This window comes from Neptunitalea chrysea (assembly GCF_027924145.1).
Taxonomy (GTDB): Bacteria; Bacteroidota; Bacteroidia; order Flavobacteriales; family Flavobacteriaceae; genus Neptunitalea; species Neptunitalea chrysea.
The window spans coordinates 20,804-45,585 of the sequence record NZ_BRVP01000024.1 but is presented as its reverse complement, the minus strand read 5'-3'; the positions used below and the strand labels follow the sequence as shown (position 1 = coordinate 45,585).

At 35.2% G+C, this 24,782-nt stretch carries 23 protein-coding genes and 1 CRISPR repeat array; of the genes, 8 read left to right on the top strand and 15 right to left on the bottom strand.

All coding sequences use genetic code 11. From position 1 onward, the window contains the following. The 5 genes from NBRC110019_RS14455 to surE all read right to left on the bottom strand — a co-directional run. On the bottom strand, positions 1-183 hold a 183-nt coding region (locus NBRC110019_RS14455), incomplete at its 3' end, for a hypothetical protein (RefSeq protein ID WP_281756033.1). 159 nt (positions 184-342) lie between these two features. Continuing rightward, the gene (locus NBRC110019_RS14450) at positions 343-945 is read right to left on the bottom strand and encodes a C40 family peptidase (RefSeq protein WP_281756031.1); all 603 of its coding nucleotides are present in this window, start codon (positions 943-945) and stop codon (positions 343-345) included. 32 nt (positions 946-977) lie between these two features. Further along, positions 978-2,090, bottom strand: a complete 1,113-nt coding sequence (gene lpxB / locus NBRC110019_RS14445) for a lipid-A-disaccharide synthase (protein ID WP_281756029.1) — start codon at positions 2,088-2,090, stop codon at positions 978-980. A gap of 3 nt (positions 2,091-2,093) precedes the next feature. Then, a complete protein-coding gene (locus tag NBRC110019_RS14440) occupies positions 2,094-2,387 on the bottom strand; it encodes a hypothetical protein (protein WP_281756027.1) in 294 nt (97 codons plus the stop codon). Then, positions 2,380-3,162: a 5'/3'-nucleotidase SurE gene (gene surE / locus NBRC110019_RS14435; protein WP_281756025.1), complete on the bottom strand. Its 783-nt coding sequence runs from the start codon at positions 3,160-3,162 to the stop codon at positions 2,380-2,382. Before surE ends, NBRC110019_RS14440 begins: the two co-directional genes overlap by 8 nt. Positions 3,163-3,443: 281 nt before the next feature. Between surE and NBRC110019_RS14430 the strand changes: the two genes are divergently transcribed. The 4 genes from NBRC110019_RS14430 (at position 3,444) to NBRC110019_RS14415 (ending at position 11,661) form a co-directional block, all read left to right on the top strand. Continuing rightward, positions 3,444-5,618, top strand: a complete 2,175-nt coding sequence (locus NBRC110019_RS14430) for a carboxy terminal-processing peptidase (protein ID WP_281756037.1) — start codon at positions 3,444-3,446, stop codon at positions 5,616-5,618. Positions 5,619-5,633: 15 nt separating this feature from the next. After that, entirely contained in the window at positions 5,634-6,743 is a 1,110-nt protein-coding gene (locus NBRC110019_RS14425) for an ABC transporter permease (RefSeq protein ID WP_281756023.1), read from the top strand. A 494-nt stretch (positions 6,744-7,237) separates the two neighbouring features. Beyond that, positions 7,238-7,600: a CRISPR direct-repeat array (repeat unit 36 nt; unit sequence GTTGTCACTGGTCTAATTTTGTAGACTATTCACAAC). A 162-nt stretch (positions 7,601-7,762) separates the two neighbouring features. Then, positions 7,763-11,230 carry a type VI-B CRISPR-associated RNA-guided ribonuclease Cas13b gene (gene cas13b / locus NBRC110019_RS14420; protein ID WP_281756021.1) on the top strand — a complete coding sequence of 1,156 codons (3,468 nt, stop codon included), beginning with the start codon at positions 7,763-7,765 and terminating at the stop codon, positions 11,228-11,230. 203 nt (positions 11,231-11,433) lie between these two features. Beyond that, positions 11,434-11,661 carry a hypothetical protein gene (locus tag NBRC110019_RS14415; protein ID WP_281756019.1) on the top strand — a complete coding sequence of 76 codons (228 nt, stop codon included), beginning with the start codon at positions 11,434-11,436 and terminating at the stop codon, positions 11,659-11,661. A gap of 444 nt (positions 11,662-12,105) precedes the next feature. Here NBRC110019_RS14415 and rimK read toward each other — a convergent pair whose 3' ends face one another. The 8 genes from rimK to NBRC110019_RS14375 are packed head-to-tail and all read right to left on the bottom strand — an operon-like array spanning position 12,106 to position 18,780. After that, positions 12,106-13,476: a 30S ribosomal protein S6--L-glutamate ligase gene (rimK, locus tag NBRC110019_RS14410; protein WP_281756017.1), complete on the bottom strand. Its 1,371-nt coding sequence runs from the start codon at positions 13,474-13,476 to the stop codon at positions 12,106-12,108. 5 nt (positions 13,477-13,481) lie between these two features. Next, positions 13,482-14,270: an RMD1 family protein gene (locus NBRC110019_RS14405; RefSeq protein ID WP_281756015.1), complete on the bottom strand. Its 789-nt coding sequence runs from the start codon at positions 14,268-14,270 to the stop codon at positions 13,482-13,484. A gap of 4 nt (positions 14,271-14,274) precedes the next feature. After that, positions 14,275-14,688 carry a VOC family protein gene (locus tag NBRC110019_RS14400; protein ID WP_281756013.1) on the bottom strand — a complete coding sequence of 138 codons (414 nt, stop codon included), beginning with the start codon at positions 14,686-14,688 and terminating at the stop codon, positions 14,275-14,277. 11 nt (positions 14,689-14,699) lie between these two features. Beyond that, complete coding sequence (locus NBRC110019_RS14395; protein ID WP_281756011.1) at positions 14,700-15,113, bottom strand: NUDIX domain-containing protein; 414 nt, start codon at positions 15,111-15,113, stop codon at positions 14,700-14,702. Positions 15,114-15,115: 2 nt separating this feature from the next. Continuing rightward, the gene (locus NBRC110019_RS14390; RefSeq protein WP_281756010.1) at positions 15,116-15,409 is read right to left on the bottom strand and encodes a hypothetical protein; all 294 of its coding nucleotides are present in this window, start codon (positions 15,407-15,409) and stop codon (positions 15,116-15,118) included. An 11-nt stretch (positions 15,410-15,420) separates the two neighbouring features. Then, positions 15,421-16,395: a deoxyhypusine synthase family protein gene (locus NBRC110019_RS14385; protein WP_281756008.1), complete on the bottom strand. Its 975-nt coding sequence runs from the start codon at positions 16,393-16,395 to the stop codon at positions 15,421-15,423. After that, entirely contained in the window at positions 16,385-17,323 is a 939-nt protein-coding gene (speB, locus tag NBRC110019_RS14380; RefSeq protein ID WP_281756006.1) for an agmatinase, read from the bottom strand. The genes NBRC110019_RS14385 and speB overlap by 11 nt, the downstream gene beginning before the upstream one ends. 2 nt (positions 17,324-17,325) lie before the next feature. Continuing rightward, entirely contained in the window at positions 17,326-18,780 is a 1,455-nt protein-coding gene (locus NBRC110019_RS14375; RefSeq protein ID WP_281756005.1) for a type III PLP-dependent enzyme domain-containing protein, read from the bottom strand. 302 nt (positions 18,781-19,082) lie between these two features. Here NBRC110019_RS14375 and cas13b (NBRC110019_RS14370) point away from each other — a divergent pair, with 302 nt between their 5' ends. Both cas13b (NBRC110019_RS14370) and NBRC110019_RS14365 read left to right on the top strand, forming a co-directional pair. Then, the gene (cas13b, locus tag NBRC110019_RS14370; protein WP_309297653.1) at positions 19,083-20,087 is read left to right on the top strand and encodes a type VI-B CRISPR-associated RNA-guided ribonuclease Cas13b; all 1,005 of its coding nucleotides are present in this window, start codon (positions 19,083-19,085) and stop codon (positions 20,085-20,087) included. A 203-nt stretch (positions 20,088-20,290) separates the two neighbouring features. Then, positions 20,291-20,653, top strand: a complete 363-nt coding sequence (locus NBRC110019_RS14365; protein WP_281756003.1) for a hypothetical protein — start codon at positions 20,291-20,293, stop codon at positions 20,651-20,653. Between the two features lie 121 nt (positions 20,654-20,774). Here the strand turns inward: NBRC110019_RS14365 and NBRC110019_RS14360 are convergent, their stop codons facing one another. After that, complete coding sequence (locus NBRC110019_RS14360) at positions 20,775-21,131, bottom strand: hypothetical protein (RefSeq protein ID WP_281756002.1); 357 nt, start codon at positions 21,129-21,131, stop codon at positions 20,775-20,777. Between the two features lie 169 nt (positions 21,132-21,300). After that, entirely contained in the window at positions 21,301-21,666 is a 366-nt protein-coding gene (locus NBRC110019_RS14355; RefSeq protein ID WP_281756001.1) for a hypothetical protein, read from the bottom strand. A 330-nt stretch (positions 21,667-21,996) separates the two neighbouring features. On the opposite strand from NBRC110019_RS14355, the gene NBRC110019_RS14350 reads away from it, so the two are divergent. Together NBRC110019_RS14350 and NBRC110019_RS14345 are read left to right on the top strand one after the other, a co-directional pair. Then, positions 21,997-22,545 (top strand): DUF4833 domain-containing protein, encoded by a 549-nt coding sequence (locus NBRC110019_RS14350; protein ID WP_281755999.1) that lies wholly within the window; start codon positions 21,997-21,999, stop codon positions 22,543-22,545. A 93-nt stretch (positions 22,546-22,638) separates the two neighbouring features. After that, a complete protein-coding gene (locus tag NBRC110019_RS14345; protein ID WP_281755998.1) occupies positions 22,639-24,627 on the top strand; it encodes a ComEC/Rec2 family competence protein in 1,989 nt (662 codons plus the stop codon). The last annotated feature ends 155 nt before the right edge of the window (positions 24,628-24,782 follow it).

Below are 24,782 nucleotides of genomic sequence, written 5' to 3'. Positions count from 1 at the left end.
GTCAAACAATGATTTTGAAAACACCTTAGTAAAGGCATCGGTAAATTTGGCATTGGTTGCCAACTCATTTAAAGAATGGTGCCTAATTTTTACATTGGCATCTTCACCACTTTGCTCAGAATTGGCAAATACGGCATCATCTCTTTCGCAACTTGCTATACCTATAAGAGACAGTACTCCCAATAAGCAATACGCAATTTCTGTTTTCTCATAAAAACAATTAATATTTTGGTTAAATTTCGTACGAACATACCAAATAAAAATAACATTATTTTACTAGAAACCGTAATCACATACAATTTACGTATAAATACGTAATCCTACAAAATAATTTAAATAATCTTACAAATCCATTCTACGAGCAAACTTAAAGGCACTGCTCCAGTACCCTTCGTGTATAGACGATATAATAACCCCACGAGATGTGGTGCTATGAATAAACTTTACATCGGTTGGTGAGGCTTCTATAACCATAGCTACATGGTTAATACGTTTTCCTTTTCCGGTGATAAAAAATAGCAAGTCGCCAGGGAGTACTTTTTTAATAGAAACAGCAACACCTTCATTAGACATCCCATAAGAGGTACGCTCTAGCAGCACCTCCTGACTTAAAAAGGAGGTATACACCAAGCCCGAGCAGTCCATTCCTCTACTACTGGTTCCGCCATACTTATAACGGGTTCCTAAGTAGCCAAGCGCCTCATTAATCACCTTGTCTAAACGAAGTAACTCGGTGGTAGTACGTTCCCCTTTGGGGTTACCCCGGCCTTTAACCACTTTCATATCTGACGCCCCTACCGATACCGAATACGGATGCTTAGTAGTAGGTTTGTTTACCGTGCTGGTTGCGGGTGTTTTGATTCGTTTTTTGGCTGCCGCTTTTTTGGCAGAATGACAACTTGTTACTAAGCCAATAATTAAAAGTAAGTATGCTAATTTCTTCATGTAGGTTTCAGTTGCGCACTAAAATAGTAAACCTAACTGATTTTTGAAAATATCAGTTGTGCTGTTTTTTTGCTGGCTCCTTTGCCCCCAAGTTTTTGCTCCAACTCGTAATAGTCTAAAAACACCTTTTCTCTATGTACAGGATCTAAAATTTTCTTCAATTCAGCTTTTAAATTGTTGGTATTTAAATCACCTTGAATCAATTCTTTCACCACCTCCTTATCCATAATAAGGTTTACTAACGATATGTAGCTAAGGGTAATCACACGCTTTGCTATATGATACGATATCCAGTTACCCTTATAACACACTACCTCGGGTACTTTAAACAAAGCTGTTTCTAACGTTGCGGTACCACTGGTTACCAAGGCTGCATCTGCTATACTTAACAAATCATATGTTTTACCGGTAACAAAATGCACATTGGCATTGCCAATAAACTGCTGGTAAAACTCCGTATCTTGCCCCGGTGCTCCGGCAATTACAAATTGATAATCTTTAAAATCGTCTATAACGCTAAGCATTACCGTAAGCTTTTTGGTAATCTCTTGCTTACGGCTTCCCGGTAATAAGGCAATCACCGGTTTATCATCTAGTCCGTTTTCTTTTCTAAAGGTTTCAGGGGCTACCTGCTTTCTATGGCTAATTGCATCAATAAGCGGATGCCCTACAAAATGTACGGGAAACTGATGTTTCTGCTCGTAAAAATCCTTCTCAAAAGGCAATATTACATACATTTCATCTACATCGCGCTTAATTGCTTTAATACGGTTTTCTTTCCATGCCCATATTTGGGGCGATATGTAGTAATGGGTTCTATAGCCTTTAAGGCGTGCCCATTTCATAATTCTAAAGTTAAACCCAGGATAGTCAACAAAAATCAACACATCCGGATTATACGTTTCAATATCGGTTTTACACCGTTTAATATTGCCCAGAATGGTTCGTAAATTGGCAGCCACCTCAGCAAATCCCATAAAGGCAAGCTCTCTGTAGTGTTTTACCAAAGTACCGCCTACCTGCTGCATAAGGTCGCCCCCCCAAAACCTAAAATCGGCTTTCGGATCTTCTTCCAACAACGCTTTCATTAAATTAGAAGCATGTAAGTCGCCCGATGCCTCTCCGGCAATAATGTAGTATTTCATTACTTAAAATATAAACTGTTCAAAAAACGTTGCAATGGCAATAAAAATAACCGAAAAAATAACCCCTCGTGCTCTGTACTCTCGCCTCACCTTTAAAAATCCAAAAAAGGCGGCAATATTAAGTACTGCTCCCAAGGCTATAATTTTAGATAAACTCCCTTGTGCTCTGGCGCGTAACAAGGTTTCTTCTACCCCTGTATGGTACATAGAATATACTACCAAGCAATACAATAACACCCCCATAACATTGGCAATTACCCCTACCAAAAAACCAATAAAAAACTCTTTCTTAATCATTTAAGTTCCATGTATTAAGTCGTTGTATGGCATGGTGCGCCGTAAGGTCAAACTGTACCGGTACTACCGAAATATAATCATTGGCTAACGCCCACTCATCGGTATCATGACCTTTATCTTCGTTCACAAATTTTCCGGTAAGCCAGTAATAGTTACGGCCCTGTGGATTGGTACGCTTATCAAATTCTTCTTTCCAATATGCCTTTGCTTGTCGGCATACTTTAATCCCTTTAATTTTTTCCTTCTTAAGCTTTGGTATATTTACATTAAGTACCACATCAGAAGGCAATCCTTCCTCTAATACGGTTTGTACAATACGTTTTATATGCGCTTCCGCCTGACTAAAGTCGGCCTCCCAATTATAATCTAGTAATGAAAATCCTATCGCCGGAATTCCTTCTATACCCGCTTCTACTGCAGCACTCATGGTACCACTATAAATTACGTTGATAGACGAGTTAGAGCCGTGGTTAATTCCGCTTACACATAGGTCGGGCTTACGGTTTAAAATCTCGTTTACGGCAAGCTTTACACAATCGGCTGGAGTACCACTACAACTGTACTCAATTTGCATACCGTCATCTATAGTTAACGGACTGCAATACAGGGTAGAATTAATAGTTACGGCATGCCCCATTCCGCTCTGCGGACTATCGGGTGCTACCACAACCACATCTCCTAAGGTATTCATTATTTCAATTAACTTTCTGATTCCTGGTGCTGTAATACCATCATCGTTGGTTACTAAAATCAGTGGTCTCTCTTGTTCTTTCATGTGTATGTATGCGTTTTTTACAAAAATACGCTTTTCTTTAATGGTGCAAAGAGGAAATATTTTAATTCAGTATTAAGGTTTAAGGTTCAACTAAATAACGTAACTGAGTAAGCACTCCCCCTTTGTGGATTAGGGGGCTAACTTTGCATAATCTTCCCGCTTTTAACAAAAAATTAGTAGCACTATGCAAGGCTGGCATAGTTTTTTATGTAATTTCGAAGAATCTACAAAAATAATATGTAGATTACATGTTAGATTTTAAAAACAGAATATACGGAATGATGAAAAAGAATTTGTATTACTTGCTACTTGCTGTACTTATTTCTGCAGCATCGTGTAGCTTTACGGCAACGAAGTTTGATACTGATAGTACTGATAAAGATCAGGTTTTATTAGACCTAATCACTTATATATTAACACGTACGCATTACGATCCAAAGGATATAAACGATCAGTTTTCTGAAGATGTGTATGATACACATATCATGAACTTAGACCCTCAGAAACGTTACTTTTTACAAAGTGACATCGAAGAATTTAGTCAGTACAGAGATCTCATTGATGATCAGTTAAAGAATAGGAATATCGACTTCTTTAATCTTACCAACGAACGTTTATTACAACGTATGGAAGAAGCGAAAAGTTTCTATAAAGAAGTTTTAGCCAAGCCTTTTGACTTTACCGTTAATGAAGACATTAACGTAGATTTTGATAACATACCGTATGCTAAAAACAAAAAAGAGTTAAAAGAGCACTGGAGAAAATTACTTAAGTTTTCTACCATTGTAGGGTATATTTCACGTATGGAAGACAAAAAGGCTGCTTTAAAGGCAATAAGCGAAAAGACTGCTAAAGACCTTGATGAAATCACTATTAAAAATGCTGGTAAAACAGCGGCGCAAAACGAAGAGGAAGCGCGTGCTGCAACCCTTAAAAATTTAAATGAGTACTTTGATGTAATAAGCGATATGCAGCGTAAAGATTGGTTTACGATGTACTTAAATGTAATTATTGAAGAGTTTGATCCGCACTCATTCTATTTTGCTCCTGAAGACAAAGAAAAATTTGACACCCGTATGAGTGGTAAATTTGAAGGTATTGGTGCCCGTTTACAAAAGAAAAGAGATAACATTAGCATTGTAGAGGTTATTAGCGGAGGTCCGGTATGGAAAGATAAGTTACTGGAAGTTGGTGACGAAATTTTAAAAGTAGCTCAGGGAGACGAAACCCCTGTTGATATTGTTGGTATGCGTATAAATGATGCTGTAAAACTAATTAAAGGCCCTAAAGGTACCGAAGTGCGTTTAACTGTAAAACGTGTAGATGGTAGTATTGAAGTAGTGCCTATTATTAGAGACGAAGTAATGCTGGAAGAAAGCTATGCTAAAACGGCTCTTATTGAGAAAAATGGAAGACGTTTTGGTATTGTAAACCTACCGCAGTTTTATGTAGATTTTGACGACTATAAGAACAGTAGAAATGCGGCTTCTGATATGGCTAAAGAAATTGAACGTCTTAAGAAAGAAGGTATGGAAGGTTTAGTAATAGACCTTAGAGATAACGGCGGGGGATCTTTACAAACCGCTATAGATATGGCAGGATTGTTTATTAAGAAAGGTCCTGTTGTACAGGTAAAAAGTGCCGACGGACAACGAGAAGTGTATAAGGATACCGATGCTTCTATTGAATGGAATGGACCGTTGGTGATTTTAGTGAACGAATTGTCGGCTTCGGCTTCTGAAATTTTAGCGGCTGCTATGCAAGACTATGAGCGTGCTATTATTATTGGTAGTAAACAAACTTATGGAAAAGGTACCGTACAACGTTTCTTTGATTTAAATAAGTATATAGAAAATAAAACTTTTGGAGAAATGGGAGCTTTAAAAGTTACCTTCCAGAAATTCTACCGTATTAATGGTGAGTCTACCCAATTAGAAGGGGTGAAGAGCGATGTGGTTGTACCAGACAGATATAGCTATATTGAAATTGGTGAAAAAGATCAGCACAACCCACTGCCTTATGACAAAATTGCAAAAGCAACATACGAGGTTTGGGATGGGTATATTGATTATGATGAAACCATTGCTAACAGTAAAAAACGAATGGCTAACAATACACAATTACAGCTTATTGATGCCAATGCTAAATGGTTAAAAGAACAACAAGAAGATTATGAGTTTCCGTTAAATGCAGAAGCCTATGAAAATGAAATTGATATTGATAAAGCTTTTGCTAAACAGTTTGATGTTTTAAAAGAATATAAAAGTGATTTAACGTTTTCTGCTCTGCCATACGAAGTTGCAGAGTTTAAAAACGATAGCGAACTTAAAGAGAAAAGAACGCGTTGGTATAAGAGTATGACCAAAGATGTGTATATAGACGAGGCTGTAAATGTGTTAGAAGATTTACACATGTCTGTTGGTAAAAAAAATAAAATGGCCAAAAACCAGCAATAATCGTATTTTTCCCGTATGAATAACACGCAGGGATCATTAACAACATTGGCGCTCCAAAAGTTTAAAAAGAACTTTTGGGGCGTTTTTAGTTTGTCTATTGTAGCACTTTGCGGACTTATAGCGGTGTTTGCGTATGTGTTGGCTCCCGATAATTCGGAGAATGCCAACCAAATGCACTTGAGCATTCACTCTAAAAAACCGGGCTTTACCGTAACCATGCTTACCCTGCCCGATGCGGCTGCTACTAACGAATCGTTCTTTAAAAAAATGTTTTCGGGGGTGCATACCGCTGCTACCGAAATACCTGTAAACAGGTACCGCTTTACAGCCGATAGTTTACTGTATACCGAATACAACCCCGAACCAGCTATGGCTTTAGAAAAAGCTATTGCCCTGCAACCTGCTTTTAATACAGCTCAAAAAAAGGCTATTGAAAAAAGGTACATTAAACAACAAACCTTTATACTAGGCACCGACAAGTATGGGCGCGACTTGCTAAGCCGATTGTTAATTGGTACGCGTATTTCGTTTTCTATTGGGTTTGTAGCGGTGTTTATATCGTTAGTGGTAGGTGTTACCCTGGGTAGTATTGCGGGTTATTTTGGGGGGAAGGTAGATGCTTTTATCATGTGGATTATTAATGTTACTTGGAGCATACCAACCTTACTCTTGGTAATTGGTATTACCCTAGCCTTAGGAAAAGGATTTTGGCAGGTGTTTATAGCGGTAGGACTTACCATGTGGGTAGAAGTAGCCCGTGTGGTACGCGGACAAATGGTAAGCGCCAAACAAATGCAATATGTAACGGCAGCCCGTGCCTTAGGGTACTCTAATTTTAGAATTATTAGCAAACATATATTGCCCAATATTATGGCTCCGGTAATTGTAATTGCCGCCGCTAACTTTGCCGCTGCCATATTAGTAGAAAGCGGACTAAGTTTTCTGGGCATTGGCGCACAACCCCCTATACCTAGTTGGGGCGCTATGATTAAAGATCATTACAACTACATTATACTAGGCAAAGCCTATTTGGCACTTATTCCGGGGTTTGCTATTATGTTATTAGTGATGGCGTTTATGCTTGTAGGCAATGCCCTCCGCGATGCTTTTGATGTGAAGAATTAAAAGCCCCCTAACCCCCAATGGGGGAATTCTCACTCAAATGAGACCCTGAAATGAGTTTAAGGTTATTATCGTCATGCTGAATTTAGTTCAGCATCGCACAAGTAGCTCAAGTGCTGTTTGGCTCACTCAGATGAGACCCTGAACAGATTTCAGGGTGACGGCACGGGCGTTAAACCCGTCATGCTGAACTAGTTTCAGCATCTCACAAGTAGCTCACGTGCTATTTGGCTTACTCAGATGAGACCCTGAACAGATTTCAGGGTGACGGTACGGGCGTTAAACACGTCAGTTCTATGAATTTCGATAGCATTTTGTATCGAGAACGGGGAGTTTTCGTTGTCTTATTCCCCCATTGGGGGTTAGGGAGTGCTAATAGAAACAAAAAAATGCCGTACTTTGCACACACAAGTGTACTAATTGTTTCATTTTTTAAATGGTAAGAAGTTATGAAAACCCTTGTAAACACTAAAAATTTAAGACCTATTTTTAAGTGTGTTGTCACTGGTCTAATTTTGTAGACTATTCACAACCAACGTCCAAGTGTAGAATTCGATTTCGATGTTGTCACTGGTCTAATTTTGTAGACTATTCACAACAAAGAACAGGGGAACCCGTTTGCAGATAATGTTGTCACTGGTCTAATTTTGTAGACTATTCACAACAAGCGTAAAAAAAGTAAAATTTAACATTTAGTTGTCACTGGTCTAATTTTGTAGACTATTCACAACATGCTTGAAAAAGGGTCTCCCCTGTTAGAGTTGTCACTGGTCTAATTTTGTAGACTATTCACAACTGCACCCTCTAGGTCTGCACCCCTTAGGGTTGTCACTGGTCTAATTTTGTAGACTATTCACAACAAAAAATGCCTAGCTGTTTAGAGCAGCTAGGCATTTTTATTTTTTACACACTACGTTATTTACATAAAAAGTTAGTATCTTTAAGTTTCATACGGTTGGTAACTGCTGTAGTTAATACAGCCACCTACAGTTACTAACGGTAGCTAAAACAAAAAACGACTTATGGAACATACTATCCAGCCTGTTGGAAAAGGCATTTATTATACGTATACCAGTATTGCCGATAAACATTATTTTGCAGGTTTTTTAAACTTGGCACAAAATAATATAGATGCTGTTTTTACGGCTTTTGAAGAGCGTTTTAACCCTGAAAATAAAGGTGATCAAAAACAGAAAAAACATATAAGAATATTTGACCTTTATCTTACCGAGCAAAAAACCATTACCGATTATGAAATTGGGGTTGATTTTTTAAAACAACACCTACCGGTGGTACAGTACCTGTATTTACCTATACATCACAAAAAGTTTATTGAAGAAAAAGACCCAGATAAAGCGCGTAGAGCACATTTTAAAAACAGCATGCTTAACCTCTTAAGAGCTATAGAGAGTTTACGTAATTTCTACACCCACCATTACCGTGCGCCTATACACTTAAACCCCGACGTATACACCCTTTTAGACGAACTGTTTTTAAAAACCATTGCCGATGTAAAAAAGTACAAGGTAAAATCGGACGGTTCTAGGCATTTGCTTAAAAAAGAATTGGGTAAGGAGTTAGAAACCCTTGAAAAACTAAAACTAGCTACGTTAAAAGAACAGAAAGCAAAAGGTGAAAAAGTAAACTTAGAACCCTTGGCTATTAAAAACGGGGTACTAAACGATGCCTTTTGGCACCTTACGTATAAAGATGGCGTGAATGCCCATTACCAGTCGGCTTACAATAGTGAAACCCCTGCCGAAAACGGTATTGCTATTTCTGAGAGTGGCTTGCTGTTTTTGCTAGGGTTGTTTTTAACCCGCAAACAAGGAGAAGATCTACGCAGTAACATAAAAGGGTTTAAAGGCAAAGTAGTTAAAAATGAAGATAAAGAAATTGACCGTAACAATAATAGCTTAAAATACATGGCTACCCATTGGGTGTTTAGGCATTTAAGCTTTAAAGGGGTTAAAAACAGGTTAACCACCGGATTCTCTCAAGAAACCCTTTTGGTACAAATTATAGATGAATTAAGCAAAGTACCCGATGCTTTATACCAAACCTTTACACAAGCACAAAAAGACCAATTTGTAGAAGATATAAACGAATACCTAACAGAAGGGAAAAAGATAAATAATTTACAGGACGCTACGGTAATACATCCGGTGATTAGAAAACGATACGAGAATAAATTTGCCTATTTGGTATTGCGCTATTTAGATGAATTTGCCGATTTCCCTACCCTAAAATTTCAATTGCATTTAGGGAATTACATGCACGATGCCCGTACCAAAAAAATTGAGGGTACCAAGTATAGTACAGAACGGGTTATTAAAGAAAAAATAAAGGTGTTTGGTAAGCTATCGGAAGTAACCAACTTAAAAACCGACTATTTTTTAAAAGACCAAGCGCCAGCAGATACCGGTTGGGAACTGTTTCCTAATCCGTCATATAACTTTGTAGCAGATAACATTCCTATTTATATAGACCTTAGTCATAAAGTCTTTCCAGGGGAGTCCAAACGGTTAAATAATCGATTAAAAAATCACATTAAAACGTATAAAGAAAATAACCGTGCCGAAGAATACAAAGTTAAACAATCAGGTAAAAAAAGTCCATCGGAAGCAATAAAACTAATGGACATGGAAGCTTTAGCACCCACTGCCATGCTTTCGCTTAACGAACTCCCTGCTTTGTTATATGAATTATTGGTACACAAAAAAACAGGAACAGAAATTGAGACCATTTTGGTAAAAAAACTTGATACACGATATGATACCATTCGTAATTACAAAAATACCGATGCGCTTTCTTCTTCCGAGATTACCAAAAATTTACGAAGAGCCAAGGCACAAGAAACCATAGATACTAACAAACTGATAGCTGCTATACAAACCGAAATAAACGTTACCCAAGAGAAACTTACTCTTATTGACAATAATACGAAAGCGTTTAGAGATAAAAAAAATACAAGAAAGGTAATTTTTACCAACCGGGAATTGGGGCAGGAAGCCACCTGGCTGGCAGACGACCTTAAACGGTTTATGCCGCCATCGGGCAGAAGTCAATGGAAAGGGTATCACCATAGTCAGCTACAGGAATTGTTAGCCTATTACCAGCAAAAACCGAAAGAAGCGTTACATCTGCTAGAACAGTTTTGGAATTTTAAACAAGACCAACATATATGGAGCGTAGGTATTTATAAAGCATTTGAACAACGTTTCTTTGATGTTTTTTATAAAGCCTACCTTAGCAACCGAGAAAAAACCTTAAGCCATCTATTAACCCAGATTAAAGGTTTTAAAAATGAAAACAAACGTTTAAAACAGTTTATAAAACAACAACACATTTGGGATATTTTCTATAAACGCCTGTATACCATTGACAGTTTAGAAAATCAGAAAAAAAAATTACTAGCAAAGCCTTTGGTGTTTCCGAGAGGCATTTTTGATGCCAAACCCACTTACATACGTGGAGTACACATTGCCGATAACCCAGAGCAGTATGCCAACTGGTACAGCCATTTTTACCAACACACCAATTACCAACGGTTTTATAGCTACCCAAGAGATTACCAAGATGTTTCTCTAACCCAAGACAACCCCAATTGTAAGTCTTTCAAGCAAAAGCAAGACCTTAAAATTAAAAAAACACAAATACAAGATGTCTTTTTACTTATGGTAGCCAATGCGCTATTTGAAAAAAGTTTTAGGTCTGCTGCCAATATAACGCTAGAGCAATTGTACTTAACACAAGAAGAACGTTTAGCCGAAGAAAAGAAAGCCAGAAAACAAAGCAAGCGCGAAGATGGCGACAAAAGCGACAATATTGTAAAGTCTAATTTTGTGTGGAACATGACGGTTCCGTATGAACATGGACAAATAAAAGAACCTGCGGTTAAGATTAAAGAACTGGGAAAATTTAAAAGGTATCTGCAAGACGAAAAAGTACAAACACTATTGTCTTATGACACCTCTAAAACTTGGGAAAAGATAGCACTAGAAGAAGAGCTGGAAATAAAAGACTACTCGTATGAGGTAATCCGCAGGAATATATTATTTAAAGAAATTCAAGAGTTTGAACAATGGATTTTACAAAAGTGGGGATTTAACGGTACAAACCACCCCACCGAATTAGAACAGGATGGCAACCCTAATTTCAAAAAATATTTGTCTCAAGGTATTTTAAAAAAATATCAGCTTGCTAACTACGATGAAATTACTTGGTTGGATAGCCTTGGAGAATACTCAATCAACAACATGAGCGTTTCAGAAGTCGAAAGTAAATCAACTCTTGTCCAGAAAATGTTTTTAATAGTACTCATTCGGAACAAGTTTGCACACAATCAACTCCCTAAAAAAGAGTTCTATCATTTAATACAAATGCATTTAACGGAGCTTAATTTACCATCCCCTAGTGCTGTAATTCTTTCTTTCCTTAAACAAAGCATTAAAGAAATAAAAGAGACGGTAACTTCTAAGCTAGAGTAATCAACTTAAAAAACTGCCTATAAATTAGTTATTTTATCTACTAACTTTTGGGGTACCCTCATTAACTTTTTGCTTTTCCCCCTCTAATTTCACGTTAAAAAACACCATTCAAAACACTGTTAAACAACTAGTTAAACAAAATATCATTTCTTTGGCACGGTTGTTGAATTTTATGGGGTGTATAAAACTTAAAACTAAAGTATATGAAAAAGATGTTATTTATGTTAGTAGCTTTCGCCGGGATGGGAGTAGCTATGGCGCAACAAAACCCGCAACAGGGACAATATCAACAGCAAAATAATGATGGATACAACCATCAGCCAACGCAGGTGTACACATACCAACAAAACCACAACGGACACCCACAAGAACACAGTCAGGTACAAGGTAAGCAACCTCACCTGTTGTCGCTTAATGACGAAAAAGATTGACCTAAATAATGAATTATTCGTCTAAATTTTATAAGTTCATCTATTGTGAGTTCTGATTTTAGATGATTACTTAGAAATGAGTTTTCTTTGGTGACAGACTCAGCCCTCTTGTTTTTATAAGGCACTGTTTTTTAGTATTTTGTATCAATATTTTCAAATATGCACACCTCTTTTCTCACTAAAACCATGAAAAGAACTTTAAGACATAATTTGCTCTTCTTCTACATCATAAAAGTACAAAATAGGATAAATATTAATGAGCCTTTCTTAGCATAAGATAAATTATAGTACAAGTGTTGTCTCTAAACTAATTAGCGGTTTGCTTCTCAACGTTTTTTAAAAACAAAAGGAACTTTCAGATTTGCTCGATTTGGATGATGGTTCATAATGTATCTGATTTATTCAAGTTTCCTGAGGTCTTATGACTCTTATTTCAATCCCATATTAAGACTTGAACTTGAGCTTCTTTTCAATAGCTTCAATCATTACGTTGGCAATATCTAGTCCAGTTGCATTTTCAATACCTTCAAGCCCAGGAGAGGAATTAACCTCTAATAACAAAGGTCCTTTATTAGACCGAATAATATCTACACCAGCGACTGGCAAATCTAAAATCTTAGCTGCCTTAATAGCTAGCTTACGTTCTTCTAAAGTAATCTTAATTTTAGATGCAGAACCACCTTGATGGATATTTGCTCTAAATTCCCCTTTAGCAGCTTGTCGTTGCATTGAAGCAACCACTTTGCCATTAACAACAAAACAACGTATATCTTGTCCATTAGCTTCTTTTATAAACTCTTGAACCAAAATATTAGTTTTTACACTTTTAAAAGCATTAATAACGCTTTCCGCTGCCTTAGTAGTTTCAGCTAATACAACACCTTTCCCTTGCGTACTTTCTAATAATTTGATAATTAGTGGAGCACCATTAACCATCTTTATTAAGTCTTTTGTGTCTAATGGAGAATTTGCAAACCCGGTAATGGGTATATGTATATCATTTTTAGCAAATAACTGGGTTGCCAATAACTTATCTCTTGATTGTGTTATAGCATCTGCTGAGTTTAAACAATAGGTATTCATAGCATCAAACTGTCTTAATAAAGCACAGGCATAAAAGGTTACAGATGGTTTTATTCTTGGGATAATAGCATCAAACTCATCTATAACGTTTCCACCACGATAGCGTATTTGAGGCTCTTTAGCATCAAATTTCATATAAGCTTGTTGCACATTAAGAAAAATCACTTCATGTCCTCTTGCTTGTCCTGCTTCAATAAGACGTTTATTACTAAATAACTCTGGGTTGCTTGCCAATAAGGCAATCTTCAAACCTGTCTTTTCTTTGCGAAAAGCCACATACTTTTCATCTAAATCTTCTTGTGAGAATTCAGGTAAAAGATAAGTTGTCGATGGATTTACCAAATAGCGATTGTGTAATGCTTCTCGACCAAGTAGCATTCTAAATTCCATAGAATCTCGGTTAGCTAGTGTTAATTCAATATCAAAAATATCATCATCCAAGGTTATTGGGGCTTTTATAACAAGACGTTCTTCAGATATACCCATTGAACTCTTTACAGAACGTTTTGCATGAATCTTTGCCTCACAAATTATATCTATACTTCTATTGTTTTGAAGAGGATTGACATGAAAGCGCACCCATTCTTCAGTATCTTTATAGAAAACTTTAATCTTATTTGCTTGTATAGATGATGTTTTGGCACCTGAATCTACCCGTGCTTTTATGGCAGAAATACCAAAGGTTTCAAATGAACACCATTCTTCGCTTCCAATTATTTTTAAATCGTTCAATGTATTTATTTTATAATTTTTAAAATGACTAAATCAATTACCTCTATAACTATTAAAATGATGATAATCCATTCCAGTTTACTACTTTCCTTATGGAACATTATATCCTTAAAGAGGTCTAGGTTTTCTTTTACAATATTTACTTGTTGATTGATGATTTGGTATCTATCTTTTAAATCGAATTTTTTCTTTAATTCTGAATTTAGCTTATTGAGGTTTTCATCATCCCAAGCTGCGTCATGGGAATCGAAAATATATAGGTTTTCAGAAATCTTATTTTTTACATTTAAAACCTTGCCTATATATCGTTTTAATTTTTTCCCACCAATATTTAATCTACCATGATTCTCTAGATAACTTGTATGTCTTCTAGTATCTTCTAATAGCTGTTCTGCAATACTAGCGTAATAATCTAGTGCCACAGAATGCGATAGATTAAGCATCACCAAACGAAGTTTTTCCGCATCCTTATCTGGTAAGGTTACAGTATCAAAATCTGTACTAAAACATTCTCCTCCTGTAACTATTTGAAGTGTTTCAGAGATTACCGAATTAATAACAACATCTCCTTTTAAAGTTGGTTTAATTTTCTTTTTTAGAACATTAATTTCAGTTGAAGTGAAATTATAAACACAGATAATCCCGTATTTAAATGCATATAAATATTTGTCTTGGTCTAGGCAAAAAAATATTTCATCATTATCTGAAAATAAAGGACGTTGATTAAAAACCGTCTTTAATGATTTAATCTCAATGGATTCTGCTATTTGAATAGCAATAGTTGTTGTTTTCATTACTTTATGAGGTAAAAACCTCACCTTTGTCTTTAAAACTTTTAAATTCTATCATGTATCCATTCGGGTCTGTGATAAAAAAGGAAAGATGCTCTCCAACTTTATTTTCCATAAAAGTTGCCTTAGTTGTTACTTCTTGGTTAGATTGTAATAGTTTTTTATATAATGTCCCCCAAATTTCTATGCTCACAATAACACCAAAGTGAAAGGAAGGCAGAATGTTATCATCAAGTTTGTAATTTTTGAATTTAAAGTTAAAAGAACCTGATTCTGTAAAAGTAAGTTGATGGTTGAATAAATTTATATCAATCCATTTATTTGTCTGTCTGCCTTGAGTAGCGCCTATAGTGTTTATATAAAAAGCTTTTGTTGCTTCTATTCTCTCACAAGGCAATGCTAAGTGAAATTGTGCTTCCATAATTTCTGTTTTTAATTTATTTGTTTCCTAAACTGGTCAAAATATAATGTTATTGTACTTCGGTCATCTTTATCCAAATACTCAAGAGCATCATACCAAGGAATCCATAATGCTTTTTTAAACTTGTGAAGCTCTAATACTTCAATATTTTTAACAGGTTTTATCGTTATAAAGTAATGCTTGTATATCTCTTGTCGCTCCTTGTTAGTATTCTTTCTTGATAGAAAATAAGTCAAGTCTTTCTTTTTTAACTCTAATCCTATTTCTTCAAAAGTTTCTCTTATTAATGATTGATAATCTGTTTCCTTTTTCTTCTTCACTCCTCCAGCAAGAGAGTATTTTTTCTTAATACCTATCTTTTCAAGAACAAGAATCTTGTCCTTTTTAACTGCAATGAGTCTAGATTTATCAATTTTGTTTAACATGTTTAATCTAAGCCTTCTCCATTTAAAGTATCAATATCAACACTATCATTAGTAGAATTATCATCATCCAAATCATCATCATCTTCGTGTTCTTCCATAGCTCTCACTAATTTCATACCTACTTTAACAAGGTAAATAGTATCATCTGTTCTAACTTCAACAGCTTCAATAAGTTCATTATTAGCATTTCTGAATGAAATAATGTCGTCATCCTCTAAACCATAATGATCTTTATCCACTAATAGGTTTAAAATGTCCTCATTCAACTTTTGATAATCTACAATTTTACGTATCATTTCTTTAAGTGTTACATGCCTAACAAATAGGCAAAGATTAATGGAGCAACAATCGTAGCATCACTCTCTATTATAAATTTTGGTGTATTAATATCTAATTTTCCCCAAGTTATTTTTTCATTAGGAACTGCTCCAGAATACGAGCCATAACTTGTAGTAGAATCACTTATTTGGCAGAAATAGCTCCAAAAGGGTGTATCTGTACGCTCCATATCTTGATATAGCATTGGAACAACACATATTGGAAAATCTCCTGCTATTCCACCTCCTATTTGAAAGAATCCTATACCATTATCCGAATTATCAGAATACCAATCTGCAAGAAAGGTCATATACTCAATTCCAGATTTCATAGTACTTGCTTTTAGCTCTCCTTTTAGGACATAACTTGCAAAAATATTCCCCATAGTACTATCTTCCCACCCCGGGCAAATTATAGGTAGATTTTTTTCTGCTGCCGCATACACCCATGAATCTTTTAAATCTATTTCGTAGTATTCTTCTAAGACGCCAGATAATAACATTTTATACATATACTCATGTGGTAGATAGCGTTCTCCTTTATCATCTGCCTCTTTCCATATTTTATAAATATGCTGTTGCAATCTTCTAAACGCTTCTTCTTCAGGAATGCAGGTATCAGTCACACGATTTAGCCCCTGTTCTAATAAATCCCATTCTTTTTCTGGTGTTAAGTCTCTGTAGTCAGGGATACGTTTATAATGAGAATGTGCCACTAAATTCATAATATCCTCTTCTAAATTTGCTCCTGTACAAGAAATGATTTGCACTTTATCTTGTCGTATCATTTCTGCAAAAATCTTTCCTATTTCTGCTGTACTCATTGCTCCTGCCAAAGACACTAACATCTTTGAGCCTTTATTTAATTGCTCTTCATAAGATTTTGCTGCGTCTACAACTGTAGCCGCATTGAAATGCAAATAATATGTTTCTATAAAGTTTGAAATTGCACCTTTAGTAGTCATCTTCTTCTTTGAATTTTGATAAATTATTAGTTAGTGGTTTATTATTATAAGCATTGTCATAATCGTCTACTGTTGCATCCTTTTGAAACTTATAACTTAACATTTTGTAATACAGTTTTGCAGCAAGAAAATCTGAAGATTTATCTATTTCATTAGGGCATAATTCAACAATATCAAAACCAACAACATTTTTTTCTGTAAATACTTGCTTTAGAAAATCCATAGTTTCATACCAAAGCAATCCCCCTGGTTCTGGTGTGCCTGTACTTGGTAGTATTGAAGGGTCGAAAGCATCTAAATCGAATGTTATAAACACATTATCTGTCATCTGGTCAATAGCTGAATCCATCCAAGAATCATCTATTGCCATATCGTGAGCAAAATAAGTTTTGTCTAAATTCATAATAGATTTCTCTTTTATGTCCATAGAACGAATACCCACTTGAATTAAATTAGTGTTCTGATTAGCTTCATAAACGGCACAAGCATGATTGCAAGAACTACCATCATAACTTTTTCGCAAATCGGCATGTGCATCTATATGCAATACTGTTAAGTTTGAAAACATCTCATTAAATGCTCTAATAGTCCCAATCGAGATAGAATGCTCTCCTCCAAAAATGGTTACAAACTTATTTTTCTTAATGTATTTTTTTGTGACTTCATGTACTGCATCCACCATACTTTCTGGAGAGGTGTTTTCAGTAACTGCATCAGTTAAATAAACGCCTTGTTTATAAACTTCTGAACCAGTCTCAATATCGTAAAGCTCCATGTTTTCAGAAGCCTCTAAAAAGGCTTTTGGTCCTTTATCAGCACCTTTTTGCCATGTACTTGTTCCATCATAAGGAACTTGAATTAGTACAATCTTCGCATGCTCTAATTTTGCATATTCTTCTGATATTCCAGCGTAAGTTTTAGTTCCCATCTTTATTTATCTGCTAATTGTAATTCTGTATCTGTATTTTGAATTGTATTTGTTTCAAGCTTTTTATCGTAGCCTAAAATTTCAAGCAACTCTTCACTTTTTTGTTGTCCTCTAAATAATTGTGTTGTGATATTCCCATGGACATCTTTATCTATTAAAATATGCTTAGGAGCAGGAATTAAACAATGCTGTAAACCTCCATAACCACCTATAGATTCCTGATAAGCTCCAATATTAAAAAAGCCAATGTATAAGGGTTTATCTTTATTATATTTTGGTAAATAGATAGCGTTCATGTGTTGTTCACTATTATAATAATCATCACTATCACAAGTTAATCCTCCAAGTAAAACACGCTCATAAGAATCATTCCAACGATTTATTGGTAACATGATAAAGCGTTTGTTAATAGCCCAAGTATCTGGAAGTGTCGTGATAAATGAAGAATTTATCATATTCCATTTTTCTCTATCGTTTTGTTGTTTTTGATACAACACTTCATAAATTGCTCCACCACTCTCTCCAACTGTAAAACTTCCAAACTCAGTGAAAATATTAGGAACATCCACACCTTCCTCTTCACAGATAAGCTTAATTTGATTAATGATTTCATCAATGATGTATTCATAATCAAAATCAAATGCTAATGAATTTTTAATAGGGAAACCTCCTCCAATATTTAAACTATCAAGAGATTGACATATCTTTTTTAAACTTGTATATACTTTAAGACATTTTAAGAGCTCATTCCAATAGTAAGCATTATCTCTAATACCTGTGTTAATAAAGAAATGAAGCATTTTAAGCTCTACTTTGGGATTGTCTTTAACTTGTTTATTGTAAAAAGGCACGATATTTTTATAACCTATTCCTAATCGAGAGGTATAAAATTCAAATTTGGGTTCTTCCTCCGAAGCAATACGAATGCCAATATTATAGTTTCCATGTATTTCATTAGAGAGTAAATCAATCTCCTCATAGTTATCTATAATTGGAATGCAATTTTTATGTCCATTATTGATTAACCTCGCAATATTTGTTATGTATTGAGCACGCTTGAAACCATTACTGATAACAAATGTATTGTCATTTATTTTTCCTTCTTCTTTTAAAGTCTCAATAATATCTATATCAAAAGCTGAAGAGGTTTCAATATGGATGTCATTCTTCAAAGCTTCATTTAAAACATGCTTAAAATGTGAACTTTTTGTACAATAGCAATAGTTATAATTCCCATTATAGCTATGCTTCTTAATGGCATGTTCAAACCATACTTTCGCTTTTTTTATATTATCAGAAATTTTAGGTAAGTATGTGAATTTTAAAGGTGTTCCATAAGTTTCAACCAATTTCTTTAGGTCTATATCATGAAAGCGCAAGTGGTCTTTATCAAGAAGAAATTCTTCTTGAGGAAAATCAAAAGTTTGATTGACTAAATCAATATATTTTGTGTTCATTATGGATGTGATAAAAGTTATTAGAATACGAAAGCATCAAGGCCTTCCTAAAAAGAATTAATAACTAAAATCAAATCATAATTTGATACTGCATTTTGGGGACAAAACACAATTTATACTGAGTAGACATATTTGTTACAACGGAAGTTAGCTTTAAATTTCGATTACTCACTCCGTAAGCTTCTTTTGAATATGACTTCCTAATTTTCAAAAGACCGAACTTATAAACATGTTTCAATTTGTTCAGCTAAAAGCTCCTATGATAAAAGCTTTAGTATTACAAATAAAACATAAAAATTTGAATAATTAACCCAGAGCAGTATGCCAACTGGTACAGCCATTTTTACCAACACACCAATTACCAACGGTTTTATAGCTACCCAAGAGATTACCAAGATGTTTCTCTAACCCAAGACAACCCCAATTGTAAGTCTTTCAAGCAAAAGCAAGACCTTAAAATTAAAAAAACACAAATACAAGATGTCTTTTTACTTATGGTAGCCAATGCGCTATTTGAAAAAAGTTTTAGGTCTGCTGCCAATATAACGCTAGAGCAATTGTACTTAACACAAGAAGAACGTTTAGCCGAAGAAAAGAAAGCCAGAAAACAAAGCAAGCGCGAAGATGGCGACAAAAGCGACAATATTGTAAAGTCTAATTTTGTGTGGAACATGACGGTTCCGTATGAACATGGACAAATAAAAGAACCTGCGGTTAAGATTAAAGAACTGGGAAAATTTAAAAGGTATCTGCAAGACGAAAAAGTACAAACACTATTGTCTTATGACACCTCTAAAACTTGGGAAAAGATAGCACTAGAAGAAGAGCTGGAAATAAAAGACTACTCGTATGAGGTAATCCGCAGGAATATATTATTTAAAGAAATTCAAGAGTTTGAACAATGGATTTTACAAAAGTGGGGATTTAACGGTACAAACCACCCCACCGAATTAGAACAGGATGGCAACCCTAATTTCAAAAAATATTTGTCTCAAGGTATTTTAAAAAAATATCAGCTTGCTAACTACGATGAAATTACTTGGTTGGATAGCCTTGGAGAATACTCAATCAACAACATGAGCGTTTCAGAAGTCGAAAGTAAATCAACTCTTGTCCAGAAAATGTTTTTAATAGTACTCATTCGGAACAAGTTTGCACACAATCAACTCCCTAAAAAAGAGTTCTATCATTTAATACAAATGCATTTAACGGAGCTTAATTTACCATCCCCTAGTGCTGTAATTCTTTCTTTCCTTAAACAAAGCATTAAAGAAATAAAAGAGACGGTAACTTCTAAGCTAGAGTAATCAACTTAAAAAACTGCCTATAAATTAGTTATTTTATCTACTAACTTTTGGGGTACCCTCATTAACTTTTTGCTTTTCCCCCTCTAATTTCACGTTAAAAAACACCATTCAAAACACTGTTAAACAACTAGTTAAACAAAATATCATTTCTTTGGCACGGTTGTTGAATTTTATGGGGTGTATAAAACTTAAAACTAAAGTATATGAAAAAGATGTTATTTATGTTAGTAGCTTTCGCCGGGATGGGAGTAGCTATGGCGCAACAAAACCCGCAACAGGGACAATATCAACAGCAAAATAATGATGGATACAACCATCAGCCAACGCAGGTGTACACATACCAACAAAACCACAACGGACACCCACAAGAACACAGTCAGGTACAAGGTAACCACCAGCAAGCGCAACAACCTCAGGAGCATAGAGGAGGCAACGGACTACACCAACCTCAACACCAACATGCACCAAAAACCATAAAAGGTGGTAATAGTGGTAATAATGTACACCCTAGATGTCCGGAACAAAAACAACCAACCACCAGAAGAACTGCTGCCGTAAGAAGATAAATTGTATTGTATTTGATTTTAATTAGAATGAAGTTATGAGATCTCATAGTATTAATCACAAATAAGGCTGTCTAAAAAAGGCAGTCTTTTTGTTTGTAAAATGAGGGTAACTATACGAAAATTAAACAGCAGACATGCGTTTTTTTACGTTGGTAGTTGTTAAGTTTTTAGAATCTACCTCTTCTTTTTTACGTAACTGATCTACCGGAGAAGCACCATTCCAAATAATGTTTTCTACATCACCAATGGTAAAACAAGCCGTATATGTTACCATATTTTTACTAACAAACAGCATGTAATGATTGGGATACACCAATACTTTTTCAAAAACAAAACCATGTATTTCGCTATATTCCTTTACCATACCAATGGCCCTTTTGTCTAACAGATGCACCAACAACTTAATCCCCACCATTACTATTAGTACCAAACCAAAAAGTCCTAATAAAAGATATACTGCTATTGCTAATATAGTCATAACAACTCGTTATATATCCCAAATTTCTTTGCTTATATAACCGCTACAACAACTTCTAAAAGCGGGGGTGTTCTCTAACAGTAGTGCTTACATAAGCATATAAATATAACAAAATAATTTATACCCTGTAACAAATAAACTCTATTTTGCTTTATACCTTACATCAAAACTATCCTATTTTCTTTAAAATAGGATTCGGTGCATGTACGTTTAAACCGCGACGTACCTTTGTTTCTCTATAGTTTTCAAGAAACTCTCTAACCTCTTTTTCAGGGGTTGTTTGTATCCATCTAATGCGTTTGCCTTTATCCACATTAAACCCAACCATAAATAATTGTTTATGTGCTTTAAAGTGCAATACATACTCTTCTGGAGACACTGCTAATCTCACAAACTTATAACCGTGATCTTCACAATACTCCTTAGCCAATTTGTTGGTTACCTTATCCGTTACTAGAATAAGCAACTTTATACCAGCAAATAGCACCGCTACTAAACCAGTAAGTCCTAAAATAACAAGTAATGTTGTATCCATTATATTCTCTATTTATTTAACTTAATGCTTTATAGTACTGCTTGTAGGGGGGATATTAATGCATATAACAGTATTATATATAGGCCAAAAGTAATGTATCCGCCCGAAATATAAAATAAGTATTTATAGGTATTTTTAAACTTTAGGTACTAAAATAAACGTCTGCTTACAATTCAAAAGTAATTTTCAATTTAAAAAATATAATTATTTCAAAATAAAATCATTACACCTATACCTAGTTAACAAAATATAAATTTAGCACCATTAACCTCTCAATAAAAGTCGCTTTTATACATAAAATGGTTACCTTTCTACTGTTAAAATCTAGTTATGTTTACAACTACCTTGCACACAAACAAATTAAAAGCCCTGTTTACCCTGTTTTTACTATTGGTTAGTTCTATAACCATAGCTCAGAAAGGGTATCCGGTACCCAAGAAAGAGGCGCACCATTTGTTTTACATTCAGCACAGCAACAATCATAACACTTATGTCTATAACGCTAACATTACAAATGGAAATATAGATGCAGAAGATCCGGTAGAGGCTTATAGGGTAGTCTACACAGAAGGCGGAATTAGAAAATCGTTAAGTGCCATACAACAACGCTTGGCCTACGGAATGGTAGCTACCTATGTTTCGCCTAATAAATTTAAAATGCATTTAGCAGCTTCTAAAAAGCTTACTTTTCATTTAACTATGGTAGATGGTAAAGCGCAGGTATACGCAACAATCAACAACAAAAAGATGTACTTAACCCACATATTTATAGAACTAAAAAGTACAGGTATAGGTGCTAAAGCCAAACATGCCATTTTTTATGGGAACGACTATACTACTCACCAATTGGTTACTGAAAAAGTTTTTGTAGAAGATTAGTTTAGCTACGGTTTTCCGTTGGGTTAACCAAAACAACGGCGGTAGATTGCTTTTGTGAACGCTACCTTTCATTTTACACTTAGCAAACTCTGCTTGCTGCTTATTTTAGGAATCTGCTGTGGTTATTTTTGCCCTGCTCCTATCACTTATATTGCTACTGCCTTACTTGTTGTATTAATAGCCACATGGGTTTTATATAAAAAAACGAAACACCATTTTACGCAACAACCTTACTTTGCTATTGGCTGTTATTTGGCTACTTTCTTGTTAGGATGGTATGCCTATTTAGCCCATCAAGACACCTTATATGCTAGTCATTACACCCACTATAAAGAGGCTTACCACACCCCACAAAAGATACTAATTACGCTAACCGAAAATTTAAAAACTACTCCCTCCTATCAAAGTTATTTAGGTACCGTACAACAAATAGACACTACCCAAACCATGGGTACGGTGCTTATCTATAAAAAAGTAGGTGCCTCTGCAAATAACCTTACTGGTAAACAACTATGGTGCTACACCACCCTCAATACCATTAAAGCGCCTCTTAATCCTTTTCAGTTTAACTATGCCGCTTATATGCAAAAGAAGCAAGTATATGCTCAGATTAATTTAAAAGAAGGACATTATAGCATAAATAACACTCCTGCTACTGGTTTAAGATACCAAGCACAGCAGATTAGAAATACTATTACAGAAAACCTATACCACAACGGACTAAAAGAACAGGAGCTAGCGGTAACCACTGCCCTCTTTTTAGGAGAACGACAAGAAGTGTCTCCCGAACTCTATACAAATTATATAAACGCTGGAAGTATACACCTGTTGGCTATTTCGGGTTTACATGTTAGTTTATTAGCCATGCTTTTATATTACCTGTTTTTACCCTTACGCAATTATAAAGCAGGCATCTATATAAGTGCTGTACTCATACTGGTTATACTATGGTTCTTTGCATTTATAACTGGTTTGTCGGCTTCGGTTACTAGGGCAGTTCTTATGTTTAGTTTGGTTACCATAGCCATGCATATAAAACGACCACAAAACTCCTTACATATTATTTTTAGCGCTGCCTTTATACTCTTATTAATAGCTCCCAATACGCTTTTTACTGTTGGGTTTCAACTTAGCTACTTGGCGGTTATAGGTATTGTAGTACTTCAGCCTAAATTGGCCAATCTAATCACAGTGAAAAACAAATTGCTGAACTACTTCTATACCAGTCTTACCGTAATGCTTTCGGCTCAGGTGTTTATTATTCCGGTAAGTTTGTATTACTTTCATCAATACCCTTTATTGTTTTTTGTGGGAAATCTTGTTATTGTTCCCTTATTCCCTGTATTACTCGGGTACGGATTCATACTTATTACTCTTGCGTATTTTAATATACTATCGCCTGTTTTCGTAGAACCTTTTGCATATGGTATACGTACCATGAATATCTTTATAAACCAACTAGGCACCATAAAACACAGTGTAGTAACGTATGTATATTTTGATACCCCTATGCTAATTAGTATCTATCTTATTATACTTATAGGCTTCTATGCTCTTATAAAAAAACACGCCAAAGTATTACGCATAGCGCTTATTGGTATTGCATTAGTTCAACTATATGTAGGAGGTCGCTTTTTAAAAAATACCAAAACCGAAAGTCTAATTATTTTCAACAACTATGGCAGCCACCTCTTAGGCATACAAAAAGGCACCCAATTACATGTATTTACTAACGATAGCCTAAGTACGCATAACTATGTACTAGATAGTTATACCACCCATACACAAACAACCGTAGTACCGCACAAACCTCAGCACTATTACCAATACAATCAGTTTGGCATATTGGTTATAGATAAAAAGGCTACATATAAACTACCCCTTGCTAAAGTTGATTATGTGGTACTCACCGAATCTCCCTCCATAAATCCTGAAAGGGTATTTAAAACCTTACAACCAAAGGTTATAATAGCCGATGGATCTAATTACCCCAACGAAATTGCGCTATGGAAATCGGCATGTAATAAGCACCATATTCCGTTTTATGACACTACCAAAGAAGGAGCCTTTATACTCCCCTAAACAACTTTAATCTCTTTCGTATTTACATCATTAAAAATATGCTTTACCGTACACCATCATAAAAATATAATTTTGGCTCAGATTACCTATTACAAAACCGTATAAAGCAAAAAAGCGGAATAAGGAGTACCTTATTCCGCTTTTTGCTTTTGTTA